Here is a 13,865-nt window from a genome sequence, read left to right as displayed (position 1 = left end):
GGCGCAATCCCGCAATTCGGCGGCGAGCGCGTCGACGTGCCGGTCAAGGCCATGCGAGTGTTGTCGCGTGTCGAGCTCGACGCGAACTGGGACGAGGCGGTCGCGTTGCAGCAGCAGTTCCACATCCGCTCGACGCGTCGACCGGTGGAGCCCGCGGTGCCCGGGACGGTCATGTTCGAGATGGATGCACTGCCGGGCGTCGAGGCCTTCGACTCGGCCGAACTGGCGCTCGACAGCGAGGCCGACATCAACCCCGGCATGGACACGTTGCAGGCCGAGGCGCGCGCGATGGCGATGCCCAACTTGGGGCACGGCACGGTTCGCAATGGCTCGGCGCTGCCGTCGACCTCGGGGTCTACGGCGAAGACTGGCTGGTGCGCACGCTCATCAACTACGGCGGCATCTGGGCCAATGCCCGGAGGAAGTCATCGACTACAAGGCTTTCATGGACACGGGGGCAAGCCGCTGTCGGGGGACCATGCCTACACGATGCACTTCACGAAAGAACAGTTGCCTGCCCAATACGCAACGCACTTCTGGTCCGTGATCGCCGTCGATTCGGTCCAGCGACGCGTGCTGCCCAACGCGCTGAAGCGCTACCTCCTCAACAGGGAGTCCAAGCTGCAATACGGCGCGGATGGATCGCCGATGCTGTACTTCGCCGACGCGCAACCCAAGGAGGCCCCGCATGGCAACTGGTTGCCGACGCCCAAGGGCCAGGGCTACAGCCTGACGTTCCGGTTCTATCGCCCCAGGGGCGACGTGGCAGCGCGCATGTACGTACCGCCGCCGCTCGCTGTTCAATGAGCCTGCGCCACTGGAACCGGCGTCCTCTCGGGTTGCTGGCGGGAGACTTGGGAGCAGTCTTCTCGACTCGACCGCCGTCGCCTCCGGCCGCCTAATTCATCACCATCCGCATGATGGTTTCTATATTGAATTTGATTCTTGCTGCCAAGGCTTCGCGGCTTGCAAAATTAAAACCAAAAAGCACACCCCCGGTGTGTCGATTATTCAGGTAATAAAATCCAATTGCGGCAATCGTGATGCAGAGCTGAGCGGCATCGATGTCTTTTCGAAACTCCCCGGAAGCTGCTCCACGCTCAAGGATTTCCCTCACCGTGTCCACATATTCCTTTTGCAGTTTACGCAGTTGTTTGCTGCCTGCTATGTGCCTAGCCTCATGCAAGTTCTCGCTATTGACAAGGGTAATGAACTCGGGATTTTCAAGGTAGTACTCCCAAGTGAACTCGACCAGCTTCTTGATCGCCTCCGAAGGCTTCAGGTCGAGCAGCCCCAATAGGCGCTCCTGGCTTCGGATTCCCAGATAGGCGTCCTCGACGACAGCCGCGAAGAGTTCCTCCTTTCCACCGAAGTAGTGGTAGATCATTCCCTTGTTGGCGCCCGACGTTTCGGCAATCTTGTCTACTCGCGCACCACCCAGCCCTGCCTTCGCAAACTCGATTTTTGCCGCATCCAGAATAAGCTGTTTGGTGTTATCCGGATTGCGTGCGCGGAAGGGTAGCTTTTCGCCCATTTGGAATGTCTGTGTCGGGTAGTCGTCAATTGAGCGGCAATTCAAGCAGGGAAATCGTGGAACGACCGCCGCGGGTGTCGCTTGACCAATCTCGTCACTATACTGCGGCTTCGAATGGCGGTCGACCTGTCGATTCGAGGCAATTCATTCAATGGAACCGCACACCTTTTCGCGGATCGACCAACGGCGCCTGATCTCGCCGCCCGGGAACTCCGCGAACGATGGCGATGCCGATGCCGTCGAGAACGATCGGCGGCCGCCGCCATGCTCGACGCGACGGCGTCTGCCGGTGTGCTCATCGGGTAACCCGCCGTGCTTCGCACTGCGGCGCGAGCGCCTTCGGGCGGCCGGGCGGCGCTCATCACTTCACCATGGCGAGCTTGCTTCGGTCGATCGTCAAGGCAATGGCCGCAATCAAGACGACGCCGAACACGATCTGCTGCGCGGTCGGCGGAACGTCGAGGTACACCATCGCCGTGCGGATGACCGCAACGATCAGTGCGCCGATCAACGTATTCAAGACACCCCCGACGCCCCCCGTCAGCGGCGTGCCACCGATCAGGACGGCGACGATCGCAGGGAGCAGGAAGCCTTCGGCAATGTTGGGTGCACCGCCGGCCAACTTCACGGAGAACAACAAGCCCGCGAGCGCCGAAATCAGGCCGGCTATCGCATAGACGGCAATCTTGTAGGCGTCCACTCGAAGTCCGGAGGCGATAGCGGCTGGCTCGCCCGCGCCGATGGCCTTGAGTGCGCGTCCGAGCGTCGTGCGTCGTTCGATGAACAGCAGGACCAGGAGCAGCGCTGCAGCCACGAAGATCTCATTGGGCAACCCGAAGGTGCTGCCGATGATCCAGCCGAAAGCCGCGTCGCGTGCCGTGGGGTCCATGAAAACGGCCTGCTGGCCCGACGCGAACTGCCCAACGGAAAGTGCCACCCCTCCAAGTGCAAGCGTGGAGATGAACGAAGGGACCTTCAGCTTCGTCGACGCGTAGCCCGAGACGAAGCCGATCACCGCGCCTGCAAGCAGCACGCAAAGCGCCGACCAGATGCCGAGCGTCGGCAGCGACAGCGTGACCAGGACGGTCGTCATGTTCGCGACGGACTGTGCGGAAAGGTCGATGCCGCCGATGTAGATGACCAGCGTGATGCCGAGCGACAGCACGAACAAGGTCGACACGTCCGCGGTCATTTGCACGAGGCTGTTGAGCGCCAGGAAGCCGGGCGCGATCGCCGTCACCGCGAGCGTCAGGAATACAAGGGTGATCCACGGAAGATAGGGCCGAAGCCTTTCGATGTTCATATCCAGGCCTTCAGGTCATGTAGTGCACGAGGTCGAACAGGGTCGGTTTGGCGCCGGGCTTGCAGTCGAACCATTGCTGAATGCGGCCATCCTTGATGACGGCGACTGTGTGCGAGAGGCCGATCGCCTCTTCCAGCGTGTCGGCCATCAGGAGAATGCCGCAGCCATCGGCCGACATCTCGCGAACGACCTCGTAGATGTTTTCCTTGGCGCCGACGTCCACGCCGCGCGTGGGGTGGTCCAGCAAGATGATGTCCGAGCCGCCACTGCGCCACTTCGAGATCACCACCTTCTGCTGGTTGCCGCCGGACAGCTTGCCCGCGTTGGCGTCGACCGAAGGCGTCTTGATCTCGAAGCGGTCGACCCATTCCTTGGCCGTCTTGCGCTCGGCGCCGCGCTTCATGACGCCGCCCGCGCTGTACTTGCCCATTTGCGAGAGCGTCATGTTCTCGAACACCGACATGCCGGCGACGATGCCCTCGATCTTGCGCTCGCGAGGGATGTATCCGACGCCGCACCGAACGCCATTCGCCGGCGAGAACTGCCGCACCGTGTGGCCCTTGATCTTCAGTTCACCACGGTCGGGCCGCTCGAGCCCGAATATCGTGCGCATGATCTCTTCGCCGCCAGCCCCCTCCACGCCGACCAGACTGAGGACCTCGCCGCGCCTGAGCTTGAGAGAGACATCGTCGTACTTGCCTTTGAGGCTCATCCCCCGGGCTTCGACCAGGACATCATCCTGGTAGGGGCGCTGCTTCTCCTCGCGGTAGTACTCCTTGCTGATCTCGCGTCCAACCATCCTGTGCTGGATCTTCTCGGCCTGCGCGCCTTCGCCCTGGACAACGTCCACGACCTCTCCGTCCTTCAGCACATAGATGCGGTCCGAGATGTCGATCACCTCGTCGAGCCGATGCGAGACGAAGATGAAGGCCGCGCGCGAGCGCAGTTCGCGCACCAGCTTGAAGAGCAGTTGCACTTCCTCCTTGGACAGGACGGAGGTCGGCTCGTCCAGAAGGATGACCAGGTCGCCATGGACCCGCTCCTCCAGTGTCAGCACCTTGGCCAATTCGACCATCTGGCGTTGCGCAAAGGAGAGCTGCGAGGTGGTGGTGTAGGGGTCCACGTCCAGGTGGACCTTCGCCAGCTGCCGCTTCGCGGCCTCCGCCATCCGTCTCCATCGGATGACGCCCCACTTCACGAACTGCTGCTCGAAACCCAGGAAGATGTTTTCCATCACCGAAAGGCTCGGAATCAGCGATTGCTCCTGGAAGACCATGCCGATGCCTTGGAGCATGGCCTCGCGCGGGTTGGCGAACTTCGTAGCCCTGTCGTTGACGAGGACCTCGCCACCATCATGCTGGTAGGCGCCGTAGATCACCTTCATCAGCGTGGACTTTCCCGCGCCGTTCTCGCCGACCAGGCCCACGACCTCGCCCTTGGCGACCTTGAAATCAATGCCCTTGAGTGCGCGAACACCCGGGAACGTCTTTTCGACTTTTCGGAATTCAAGCATGACGTCTCACTTCACGAGGGAATGCGACTTGCGACTGGTGGACAGCACCACGGCGACGATGACCAGGATTCCCAGCACACCATCCTGCACATAGCTCGGCAGGCCCAGCACGACCATGCCGTTGGCGATGACGTTGACGATCAACACGCCGATCACGGTGTTCCAGACGCCGCCGTTGCCGCCCATCAAGGACGTTCCGCCGACGACCACCGAGGTGATGGAGACGAACATGTAGTTCGAACCCGTCAGCGATTCAGCCATGCCCCCGCGCGCCACCGCGAAGATCGCCCCGATGCTGTAGAAAACGCCGGCCAGCATGAAGCCCAGGATGCGGACCCGGCGCACGTTGAGACCCGACGCATGGGCGAGATCCTCGCCGCCCCCCACAGCGTAGAAATTGCGGCCAAGCGTCGTGTTTCGCTGGATGAACCAGGCGATGAACACCACCCCGATGGCCGCGTACACCATGAGCGGGAAGCCCAGGATGCGCTTGAGCAACAACCCCCGGAAGACGTCGTCGTTCACCCGAATGATGTCGCCGCCGGTCAGGAGGACCGACAAGCCCATGCCGACAAAGCCGATGGCCAGGCTCGCCATGAACGACGGGATCTTCAGCTTGACGTGCACGAGACCATTGACGAGCCCGACGCCGGCGCCGGCGAGCATGGCCGCGAAGATCGCGAGCGCGCCCAGGCCGGCCAGTTGCCCGCCCAGTGCGTTGAAGCAAAGCGCAAACAGCACGGCGGTCGTCGAGACGGTGCCTTCCATCGAAAGATCGATGGAGCCCATGATGACGATGAACGTCACGCCGAGCGCGACCATCAGCGCCGGTACGGATGCGATCGCGACCCGCGCCAGGTTGCCGAGCGACAGAAAGTTAGAGTTGGCAACGGACAACGCTGCCACCAAGGCCGCGAGGACCAATACGGGAGCCCAGCGCGAGACGAACTCCCTTCGATGGGCTGTCGATTTGCCAGGCGCCATCGCGTGCGTGGCCAAGGCGCCGGGCTCCGGGCGCGGCCCCGCCGCGCTCGCCTGGTCAAGGGCTGCCATCATGCCTTGCCCGCGTACTTGATCTGTCCGCGAGACGGACCCCAGAAGTCCTTCCAGTCGTAGGTCGGCGTTCCGGTGATGTACTTCTTCTTGAACTCGGCAGCGTCTTTCTGGGTGACCAGGATCGTCGGCCCATAGAACTCGCGGTGTTCCCTGGGCTCCGAGGACGGCTTGAATGTGCCGACCGCGGCATGGTAGGCCAGCGCCGCGGTGACACCACCACCCCAGTACGGATTGGTGAAGCAAGTGGCCAGCAAGTCGCCCTTGATCACCAGGTCGGTGGCCTCGGCATTTCCGTCATATGCCACGACGGGCAGCTTTCGTCCTTCTGCCTTCAATGCCTCCAGAACGCCGTAGGCCATCGAGTCATTGGCGCAGAACACGCCGGTGATCTTGTTGCCGAAGCGGGTCAGGAAGCCCTGCATGACCTGATTGGCCTTCTGTGTGGCCCAGTCGGCTGGCTGGTAGTCCAGCAGTTCGATGTTGGGGAAGTCCTTCAGCGCCTTCATCATCCCGTTGCGTCGCTCGATCGCCGGGTTGTTGGCGGCAATTCCCCCAACCCCGACAAATGCGCCCTTGCCGCCCATGGCGTTGAACAGGATGCGGGCCGTCTGCTCGGAGGGCCCCTCGTCGGACCAGGTCATGTGGGACACCCAGTTGTCGCCGAAGTCCCACGGATGCAGGTCGTCGGGCTTGTTCCAGATCGTGGACACATAGCCGCCGGCCTTCTTGACCGACTCCACCACCGGGCGGCAGTTGGGCGCGTCGTTGGCGTCGCAGGCGATGGCCGCATTCCCATTCGTCTTGGCCAGCAGCGCCTTGATGTCCGCCAGGGACTTTTCCGAACTCCCGCCGTTGAGCAGGTGGACCAGGTCGGATTTCTTCATGCCCACGCTCTCGAGGAACGACTCGCCTCCGGAGACGACGGAGTGCCAATAAGGGTTGTTGCGGTCGCGGTAGCTCCAGGCCACCGTCGGCTTGTTCTGTGCAAACACGCCGAGCGGCGCGCCTGCCGCAGCGACACCGGCAAGGCCGTATGCGCTGGCCAGCAGGAAGTCGCGGCGGCGCGAAGTTTCCTGTTCGATGAAGGACTTGATGAACGCCATGTTGATCTCCGTTTTCCAGGACCCCCAACTGCGCATGGGTCTGCGTTGTTTCGCTTGAACAGCGAGTAACTATCTATCTAGTTGGTTAGTATAGAAGTGAGGCTGGCCGACTTCTACAGGGTTAACGCTGATGCGGGTGCGTTATTGCGCCGGCACTGGCGCGTCTTCCCGCAGCAGGCCCAGGCGCTTGAGTTCGGCCCAGAAATCGGGCGGGATGGCGTGGTTGAACCAGGCCAGGTTCTGCTCGAGCTGCTCTACCGTACGCGTGCCTGCGATGAACGAGGGAATCGCCGGGTGCGCGACAACAAACTGCAACGCGACGGCGGGCAGCGGCACCTCATACCGGGCGCACACTTTCTCGATGTCTGCGACGCGGCGCATCACGGATTCGGGCGCGGGCGCATAGTTGTATTTCGCCCCTGGCCTGGCCCCTGTGGCCAGGATTCCGGAATTGAAGCCGCCGCCAACGACCACGGCGGCGCCGCGCTTCTCGCACAACGGAAGAAAGGCATCGAGCGCATCCTGTTCCAGCAGCGTGTACCGGCCCGCGAGCAGGAAGCAATCGAAGTCCCGCTGCTTCAGCGCTTCGTGGCACACCTCCCATTCGTTCACGCCGACACCGATGGCCTTGACCACCCCTTCCGATCGCAACTTCTCCAGCGCTTTCCAGCAGCCATCCATGGCCTGCTTGAACACCGCCGGCTGTTCGGCGCCGCGTGAGAAGACGTCGATGTCATGGATGAAGCAGATGTCCATGCGCTCCAGGCCCATGCGCTGCAACGAGTCCTCGAACGCGCGCATCGTCCCGTCGTAGCTGTAGTCGAAATGCATGGCGAACGGCGCCCCGTCCACCCAGGGCGCGAAGTCGATGTCGGATCGCCGCGCCGGCTTGAGCACACGTCCCACCTTCGACGACAGCACGAACTCATCCCTGTTCTTCCAGCGCAGGCTGTGACCCGTGCGCTGTTCCGACAACCCGTGCCCATACATGGGTGCCGTATCGAAATAGCGAACGCCGGCGTCCCACGCCGTGCGGAACATGGCTTCGGATTCCTCCTCCGAAATGCGCTTGAAGATGTTGCCGATCGGTGCGGTTCCAAACGCGAAGGCCGTTACATCGAGGTCGACGCGGCCAAGCTTGCGCCTTGCAGAGGGGTTCATTGCAGTCTCCGGTGAAGTTGTTCTGGAAGCGTTCGCCAGCGGCTCAGTCCCACTCGGGCGCCCATGGCACGAGCGACTTGTCGACGATTCGGTAGCCGGTCTTCGTCATGGCATCGATGCGGTCCATCTCGATGCTCGAGAGCGTGAAATCCATGACCTCGAAATTGGCCGCGATGTTGGCGGGCTTGGTCGACATGGTGTTGATGGACACGCCCTTCTGGAGGATCCAGCGCAACACGACCTGGGCGGCGCTGCGGCCGCAGGCCTGGCCTATCTCCTCGAAGATCGGATGCTTGAAGACTTCGCCGCGAGCGACCGAACAGTACGACGCGAGCGGGATGCCGGTGCGTGTCGCTGCCTGCAACATCGCCGATTGGTCCAGCAGCGGGTGAAATTCGATCTGGTTGGTCACGAGCGGCACCGAGACCACGTCCGCCGCGGTTTCCATCATGGCCGCCGTGTAGTTGCTCACGCCGATATGCCGCGTCAGGCCGTTCCTTGCGGCTTGCTCCAGCAGCTTGAGCGAAGGCACGACATTGCCGTCCATGGGTGGCCAATGCACCAGCAAGACGTCCACGTAGCTCAGCTGAAGCTTCTTCAGGCTCTCCACTACCGACGGGATGAAGCGCTCGGGCGTGAAGTTGTCCGGATGGACCTTGGTCGTGACGCACAGCTCGGAGCGCGGCACGTTCCCGCTCTTGAGCGCAGTGCCGACGTCCTCTTCGTTCTCGTACATCTGCGCGGTGTCGATCGACCTGTAGCCGACGTCCAGTGCCGTGCGAAGTGCATCTGCCAGAACCTCTCGCCGCAGCGGATAGGTGCCGAACGAACGCTCGTAGGTGTTGCGGAAATAGATGCTCATCGCGGTGTCTCCTGCGCCGTCATGCCACGGCAATCTGAACCTTGTTGATGCTCTTGTCGGAGACGAAGGCCTCCATCGCCCGGGAAATGTCCGCCAGCGGATAGACGACCTGCGCGAACTCCTCCAGCCGAACCCGGTCGTGCGCGACCAGCGTCATTGCCTCGTGCATGTCGTCGCCCATTCCCGCGACGCTGCCCTGCAAGCCGATCTCGCCCAGCACGACCTTGAAAGGGTGGTACCGGGCCTGCGCCTCCTGGTCGGCCAACCCGAAGGCCAGCACTCTTCCTCCCGGACGCACCAGGTCAAATGCCTGCTCGTACAACGCGGGCAGCCCGACGGATTCGATGACCAGGTCGGCACCTCGGCCACCGGTCGCTTCCATCACCGCGGCCTGCAGTTGTTCCGGGTCGCTCACGACGACGTCAGCGCCCGAGCGGCTGGCCCATGCGGCGCGACCCGGATTGGGCTCGGACACGATGATGGGCGCCGCCCCGACGGCGCGCGCCAGCTGCAAGTGCAAGTTGCCGATGGGCCCCGCGCCCAGAATCAACACCGACTCGCCGAGGCGCAGGCGGCTCTTCTTCACGGCGCGCACGATGCAGGAAACGGGCTCCACCAGGGCACCCATTTCGATGGGTGTGCGCGGCGGGATCCTGACCAGATGGCTGACAGGCACCTTGACATACTCCGCCAGCCCGCCGTTCACGTGAATGCCGATCTGCGCCATCGTGCGGCAATTGAGGATCTCGTTCTTTCGGCAGTAGAAGCAGCGCCCGCATCCCACATTGATGTCGGCGGTGACCGCCGTGCCGATCTCGACGTCATCGACGTCCGAGCCGGTCTCGACGACCCAGCCCGAAAACTCGTGGCCGGGAATCAAGGGCAGCTTGTCCGCGGAATAGTGACCCTGGTAGATGTGAATGTCGGTGCCGCACAGGCCGCAACGACTCACCTTGATCAAGACCTCGTTTGGCGCGAGTGTCGGTACCGGAACCTGTCGCAACTCGAAGCGCCCCGGCGCAACGAGCACCGCGGCCTGCATCGTGGCGGGCGTGGTCATGTGGATTCCTCCGATGTGTGGGCTGAGGTCTGGTAGTCGACGACGAGCACGTCGGCAACCCAGGCACCGGTCTCCTGGACAAATGCCTGGTGGGCGGGATGCGGCAGATACGCGTCCCGATCGGCCGGGTTGTCGAACGAAACGAGGAAGCAATGCGTGAATCCCTTGTCCAGGCCTTCGGGACTGGAATTCACACCCGACTCCAACCGCCGAACCTGCGCGATCCGGGTTGAAAGCGCATGGAAGGCCCGAACGAACTGCGCACGTTGCGCGACCGTCGTGTGCTCCTTGAAGCGGACGAGAACAACGTGTCGGATCATGGGTTTCTCTCCGCGGCAGCTTGTCGAATGGCAGCGCGCGCGGCCGCGTCGCTGAGCGACGCCAGGGTAGGACTGCCGGCAGGCCGCGTGGTCGCGATGCCCTTGATCAGGTCGGCGGCTTTCTCGCCGATCATGATGGAGGGGGCATTGGTGTTGGAACTCACCAGCCGGGGCATCACCGAGCTGTCGCAGATCCGAAGACCCGCAACGCCGCGCACGCGCAACTGCGGATCGACCACCGAGAGCGCATCGCCACCCATCCTGCACGTTCCTACCGGGTGGTAGGAAGTTCGGCCGTACTGGCGTGCATAGGCCTCGAGCTCGGCCTGCGAGGCCACGTTGCTGCCGGGGAAGTGCTCCTTGCGCACGTATTTGGCGAATGCGGACTGACTCATGATTTCGCGGCTCTGCCGAACGCCTTCGACGGAGATGCGGAGATCGTCGGGATGACCCAGGAAGTTGGGGTCGACGATCGGCAAGTCCTTCGGATTGGCGCTTCGCAAGGTGACGCTGCCTCGCGCCTGCGGCCGGAGCGCGTACGAATTCAGGGTGATTCCCGAACCTGATCCGATCTTCGGCACGCCCGCTTCGACACCGGCACCGACCAGGAAGTGAAACTGGAGATCCGGTGTGGCGGCGTGTGGATCGGCATACCAGAACGCCCCGCCTTCGACGATGTTGGAGGCGACCGGGCCTTTCTTGTAGAGGGCGTACTGCAGGCCCGCCCAGGCACTCCAATGCGGCTTCGCATACTTGTCGAAGCTGTGGGGGCCGTTCAGTTCGTAGACGATGTCGATGCCGAAATGGTCATGAAGGTTGCGGCCCACTTCGGGCAGGTCCGCGACGACCTCGATGCCGGCGCTTCGCAGCGCATCGGCCGGCCCGAGGCCCGACAGCATCATCAGCCTCGGCGATCCAATCGCTCCCGACGTGATGAGCACTTCGCGTTCGGCACGCATCAGCTCGGCGCGGCCGTTGTGAGTCACTGCTACGCCTACCGCACGACCTCCCTCCACCTTCACGCGATGAATTTCGGCGTCGGTTCGCACGGTCAGGTTCTTGCGGCCTGCAGCGGGTCGCAGGTAGCCGACAGCGGCGGAGCAGCGCCGCGCCCCTCGCGTGGTCGTCTGATACGGTCCCGCGCCCGCCTGGGTCGGGCCGTTGAAATCCGGGTTGTAGGGCATGCCTGCCTGCTGGCAAGCCTGCACGAACGCTCGCGTCAACGGGTCCGGGCAAGGGGTGGACACGCCCAGCGGGCCGCCCGTGCCGTGCCATTGGCCGGCGAGCGTATCGTTGTCTTCGGAGCGTACGAACAGGGGTTGCACGTCGGCGAATGCCCAGCCTTCGCAACCGAACTCCTGCTCCCAGGCGTCATAGTCTTCAGGGCATCCACGCGTGAACACCTGTGCGTTGATGGAGCCGCCTCCGCCCAGGACCCGGCCCTGTGCGTAGGGAATCTCCCGGTTCATCGCATGGCGCTGCGGCGCGGTCTTCAGGCCCCAGGTCAGCGGGCCGGCGGTCATCTTGTAGAAGCCGACCGGCAGGTGAATGAAGGGATTCCTGTCAGTGGGGCCTGCCTCGAGCAGCAGGACCGAAACGCCCGGGTCTTCCGACAGGCGCGCCGCCAGCGCGCAGCCGGCCGAGCCGGCGCCCACCACGATGAAGTCGTATGCATCCATGATGACCTCAGCTGATCCAGTGCACGCGCGGGTGCAGGTTGATGTGTGCGGTCTTGAGCTCGGTGTATTCCTCGATGCCCGCCAGACCCGCTTCCCGCCCGAGCCCGGACTGCTTCACGCCGCCCAGCGGCGTCTCGGGCCCGTTGTCCAGGGTGGTGTTGATCCACACGCGGCCCGCCTGCACCTTTCTCATCGCGCGCAGGGCCTTGGTGAGGTCCTGTGTCCAGATGGATGCCGAGAGGCCGAACACGCTGTCGTTGGCGATTTCCAGTGCCTCGTCGAAGGTGTCGAAGGGCACGACGGCAAGCACCGGTCCGAAGATCTCCTCGCGCACCAACGGCATCTCGGGTCGTACGTCGGTCATGAGCGTGGGCTGCACGAAGTAGCCGTTCTGGTCGTCCGTCCTTGCGCCGCCGCAGACGATCCTGGCGCCCATGCGCACGCCGTCGTCGACATAGGACAGCACCTTCTCCATGTGCGCCTCGTCGAACAATGCGCCGACCTGGGTCTGTTCATCCAGCGGATCGCCGACGCGGATGCGCCGCATCTTCCCGGCCAGCTTCTCGGTGAACTCGGCGGCGATCGATCGTTCGACCACCAGGCGGCTGCCGCCCACGCAGCACTGGCCGGCATTGAAGGCCATGCCGAAGGCTACGCCGTCGGCTGCTTCGTCGAGGTTGGCGTCGGCAAAGACGATGTGGGGATTCTTGCCACCCAACTCGAGCCCCAGCTTCTTGATGCTTCCAGCGGACGCCGCGATGGCCTTGCGGCCGGTCGCTATCGAGCCGGTGACGGAAACCATGTCGACCTGGTCGCTGTCCAGCAGGCATTGGCCCACCACGGACCCGCGGCCCGTCACGACATTGACCACGCCGGCCGGCAATCCCGCCTCGTGCAGCAGCTCGCACAGCTTCAAGGTGGTGCCGCTCGTGGCCTCCGATGGCTTGACGACCACCGTGCATCCCGCGGCAAGAATGAAGGGCAAGCGCTCGGCAAGGATGAAGAAGGGAAAGTTCCAGGGCGTGATGAGTCCCACCACGCCGACGGGCTCGCGCAGGACCATGGCGATGACCCGGTCGCCCAGGTTGTTGTGCGCGTCGCCTTTCACGACGCGGGCAGCGCCCGCGGCGAAGCGCCAGACATCGACTGCGCCCTTGATCTCGCCAATGGCCTGCGTGATCGGCTTGCCGGTTTCCAGTGACTCGATCAGGCCGAATTCCGCTGCGCATTGCTCGATGAGGTCGGCCACCTTGAACAGCACAGTAGCTCGCTCCCCCGCGCTCAAGTGCGGCCAGGGGCCTGCGTCGAAGGCCCGCCGCGCCGCAGCGATGGCGCGCTGCGCATCGGCGGCCGACCCGGACGGCCACTGTGCGACGGCCGTTCCGTGCGCGGGGCTGTGGCGCGTCGTGGTGTCGCCCGAGGCGCCATCCGTGAACTCGCCGCCGATGTACATCTGGAACCTGCGCGGCTCTTTCGGGAGAGAAATCCTGCTCATCGTTGCTCCTGCGTGCTGCTAGAAAACCGCCGCCGATTTCGCGGCGAAAGCTTGAATCCCGATTGCGGCATCGCGGCTTCCCTTGAGGGCCGTGGCTGCGCTTCGGTGGAATGTTCTGGAGTCGCCATTGCCGAGGATGGCCGCCTTGGCGTGCCTCGCCGCGCACGGAGAGACTCGCGCAAGCCGTTCGGCAGTGGAAGCGACGAGGCCCTCGAAAGCTTCCTGCGGACACCACGCATTGACCAGGCCCCAGCCGTGCGCAAGTTCAGCGCTGATCTCGCCTGCGCAGAGCACCGCTTCCAAGGCACGGCCCCGCCCCACGGTGCGTGCCAATCGCGGCCCACCCTCCCAGCCCGGCATGGCACCGATCGCCACTTCCGGGAAGCGGAATCGCGCGCCCTGGCTGGCGATCCGCAGGTCGGCGCACAGCGCAAGTTCCAGGCCCCCGCCGAAGCAGATCCCTTCGACCGATGCAATCGTGGGGCAGCGAAGCATCTCGAAGCGCCGGAAGATGATGTTGCCGTGGTCGATCCAGTCGCGACCGAACTGCTCCGGCGACATGGGCCCCCATTCGCCGATGTCCGCACCCGACGAAAAAGGGCCACCCTGCGGACCGCGCAAGACGACGACACGAACGCTCTCGTCGCGCTCGACGTCGGACACCGCTTTGTCGAGCGCATCGAGCATGGCCAGGTCCAAGGCGTTCGCCTTGCCCGCATTGGACAGCTCCAGCGTCCACACAGGCCCGGCGCGATGGGAGATCAGGGTGCCCATGGTCG

General features: G+C 63.8%; 13 protein-coding genes. 1 reads left to right on the top strand and 12 read right to left on the bottom strand.

Translation table 11 applies throughout. The features are described 5' to 3' along the window. Window positions 1-51: 51 nt before the first annotated feature. Window positions 52-807: a DUF1214 domain-containing protein gene (locus tag WKW80_RS18965; RefSeq protein ID WP_340365120.1), complete on the top strand. Its 756-nt coding sequence runs from the start codon at window positions 52-54 to the stop codon at window positions 805-807. Window positions 808-898: 91 nt separating this feature from the next. On the opposite strand, the gene WKW80_RS18960 is transcribed toward WKW80_RS18965, so the two are convergent. The 12 genes from WKW80_RS18960 to WKW80_RS18905 form a co-directional block, all read right to left on the bottom strand. Beyond that, entirely contained in the window at window positions 899-1,534 is a 636-nt protein-coding gene (locus WKW80_RS18960; protein WP_340365119.1) for a TetR/AcrR family transcriptional regulator, read from the bottom strand. Between the two features lie 361 nt (window positions 1,535-1,895). Next, window positions 1,896-2,837 carry an ABC transporter permease gene (locus tag WKW80_RS18955; protein WP_340365118.1) on the bottom strand — a complete coding sequence of 314 codons (942 nt, stop codon included), beginning with the start codon at window positions 2,835-2,837 and terminating at the stop codon, window positions 1,896-1,898. A gap of 10 nt (window positions 2,838-2,847) precedes the next feature. Beyond that, window positions 2,848-4,350 (bottom strand): sugar ABC transporter ATP-binding protein, encoded by a 1,503-nt coding sequence (locus WKW80_RS18950; RefSeq protein WP_340365117.1) that lies wholly within the window; start codon window positions 4,348-4,350, stop codon window positions 2,848-2,850. 6 nt (window positions 4,351-4,356) lie between these two features. Continuing rightward, complete coding sequence (locus WKW80_RS18945) at window positions 4,357-5,406, bottom strand: ABC transporter permease (RefSeq protein ID WP_340365116.1); 1,050 nt, start codon at window positions 5,404-5,406, stop codon at window positions 4,357-4,359. Then, window positions 5,403-6,509, bottom strand: coding sequence for a sugar ABC transporter substrate-binding protein (locus WKW80_RS18940; protein WP_340365115.1), 1,107 nt, complete (start codon window positions 6,507-6,509; stop codon window positions 5,403-5,405). The genes WKW80_RS18945 and WKW80_RS18940 overlap by 4 nt, the downstream gene beginning before the upstream one ends. 141 nt (window positions 6,510-6,650) lie before the next feature. Then, window positions 6,651-7,670, bottom strand: coding sequence for an aldo/keto reductase (locus WKW80_RS18935; protein WP_340365114.1), 1,020 nt, complete (start codon window positions 7,668-7,670; stop codon window positions 6,651-6,653). A gap of 43 nt (window positions 7,671-7,713) precedes the next feature. Beyond that, complete coding sequence (locus WKW80_RS18930) at window positions 7,714-8,532, bottom strand: aldo/keto reductase (protein ID WP_340365113.1); 819 nt, start codon at window positions 8,530-8,532, stop codon at window positions 7,714-7,716. Between the two features lie 19 nt (window positions 8,533-8,551). Continuing rightward, window positions 8,552-9,592 (bottom strand): zinc-dependent alcohol dehydrogenase, encoded by a 1,041-nt coding sequence (locus WKW80_RS18925; RefSeq protein ID WP_340365112.1) that lies wholly within the window; start codon window positions 9,590-9,592, stop codon window positions 8,552-8,554. Next, window positions 9,589-9,912 (bottom strand): Dabb family protein, encoded by a 324-nt coding sequence (locus tag WKW80_RS18920; RefSeq protein ID WP_340365111.1) that lies wholly within the window; start codon window positions 9,910-9,912, stop codon window positions 9,589-9,591. Before WKW80_RS18920 ends, WKW80_RS18925 begins: the two co-directional genes overlap by 4 nt. Then, on the bottom strand, window positions 9,909-11,591 hold the full coding sequence (locus WKW80_RS18915) for a GMC family oxidoreductase (RefSeq protein ID WP_340365110.1): 1,683 nt from the start codon (window positions 11,589-11,591) through the stop codon (window positions 9,909-9,911). Before WKW80_RS18915 ends, WKW80_RS18920 begins: the two co-directional genes overlap by 4 nt. A gap of 7 nt (window positions 11,592-11,598) precedes the next feature. After that, a complete protein-coding gene (locus WKW80_RS18910; protein ID WP_340365109.1) occupies window positions 11,599-13,086 on the bottom strand; it encodes an aldehyde dehydrogenase family protein in 1,488 nt (495 codons plus the stop codon). Window positions 13,087-13,104: 18 nt separating this feature from the next. Then, entirely contained in the window at window positions 13,105-13,860 is a 756-nt protein-coding gene (locus tag WKW80_RS18905) for an enoyl-CoA hydratase/isomerase family protein (RefSeq protein ID WP_340365108.1), read from the bottom strand. Window positions 13,861-13,865: the final 5 nt, after the last annotated feature.

The organism is Variovorax humicola, from assembly GCF_037889915.1.
Lineage (GTDB): Bacteria > Pseudomonadota > Gammaproteobacteria > Burkholderiales > Burkholderiaceae_C > Variovorax > Variovorax humicola.
This window is presented reverse-complemented; position numbering and strand designations above follow the sequence as displayed.

Coding starts and splice junctions, on each gene's coding strand:
- WKW80_RS18965 (WP_340365120.1), top strand. CDS start 52: ATGCGAGTGTTGTCGCGTGTCGAGCTCGACGCGAACTGGGACGAGGCG.
- WKW80_RS18960 (WP_340365119.1), bottom strand. CDS start 1,534: ATGGGCGAAAAGCTACCCTTCCGCGCACGCAATCCGGATAACACCAAA.
- WKW80_RS18955 (WP_340365118.1), bottom strand. CDS start 2,837: ATGAACATCGAAAGGCTTCGGCCCTATCTTCCGTGGATCACCCTTGTA.
- WKW80_RS18950 (WP_340365117.1), bottom strand. CDS start 4,350: ATGCTTGAATTCCGAAAAGTCGAAAAGACGTTCCCGGGTGTTCGCGCA.
- WKW80_RS18945 (WP_340365116.1), bottom strand. CDS start 5,406: ATGATGGCAGCCCTTGACCAGGCGAGCGCGGCGGGGCCGCGCCCGGAG.
- WKW80_RS18940 (WP_340365115.1), bottom strand. CDS start 6,509: ATGGCGTTCATCAAGTCCTTCATCGAACAGGAAACTTCGCGCCGCCGC.
- WKW80_RS18935 (WP_340365114.1), bottom strand. CDS start 7,670: ATGAACCCCTCTGCAAGGCGCAAGCTTGGCCGCGTCGACCTCGATGTA.
- WKW80_RS18930 (WP_340365113.1), bottom strand. CDS start 8,532: ATGAGCATCTATTTCCGCAACACCTACGAGCGTTCGTTCGGCACCTAT.
- WKW80_RS18925 (WP_340365112.1), bottom strand. CDS start 9,592: ATGACCACGCCCGCCACGATGCAGGCCGCGGTGCTCGTTGCGCCGGGG.
- WKW80_RS18920 (WP_340365111.1), bottom strand. CDS start 9,912: ATGATCCGACACGTTGTTCTCGTCCGCTTCAAGGAGCACACGACGGTC.
- WKW80_RS18915 (WP_340365110.1), bottom strand. CDS start 11,591: ATGGATGCATACGACTTCATCGTGGTGGGCGCCGGCTCGGCCGGCTGC.
- WKW80_RS18910 (WP_340365109.1), bottom strand. CDS start 13,086: ATGAGCAGGATTTCTCTCCCGAAAGAGCCGCGCAGGTTCCAGATGTAC.
- WKW80_RS18905 (WP_340365108.1), bottom strand. CDS start 13,860: ATGGGCACCCTGATCTCCCATCGCGCCGGGCCTGTGTGGACGCTGGAG.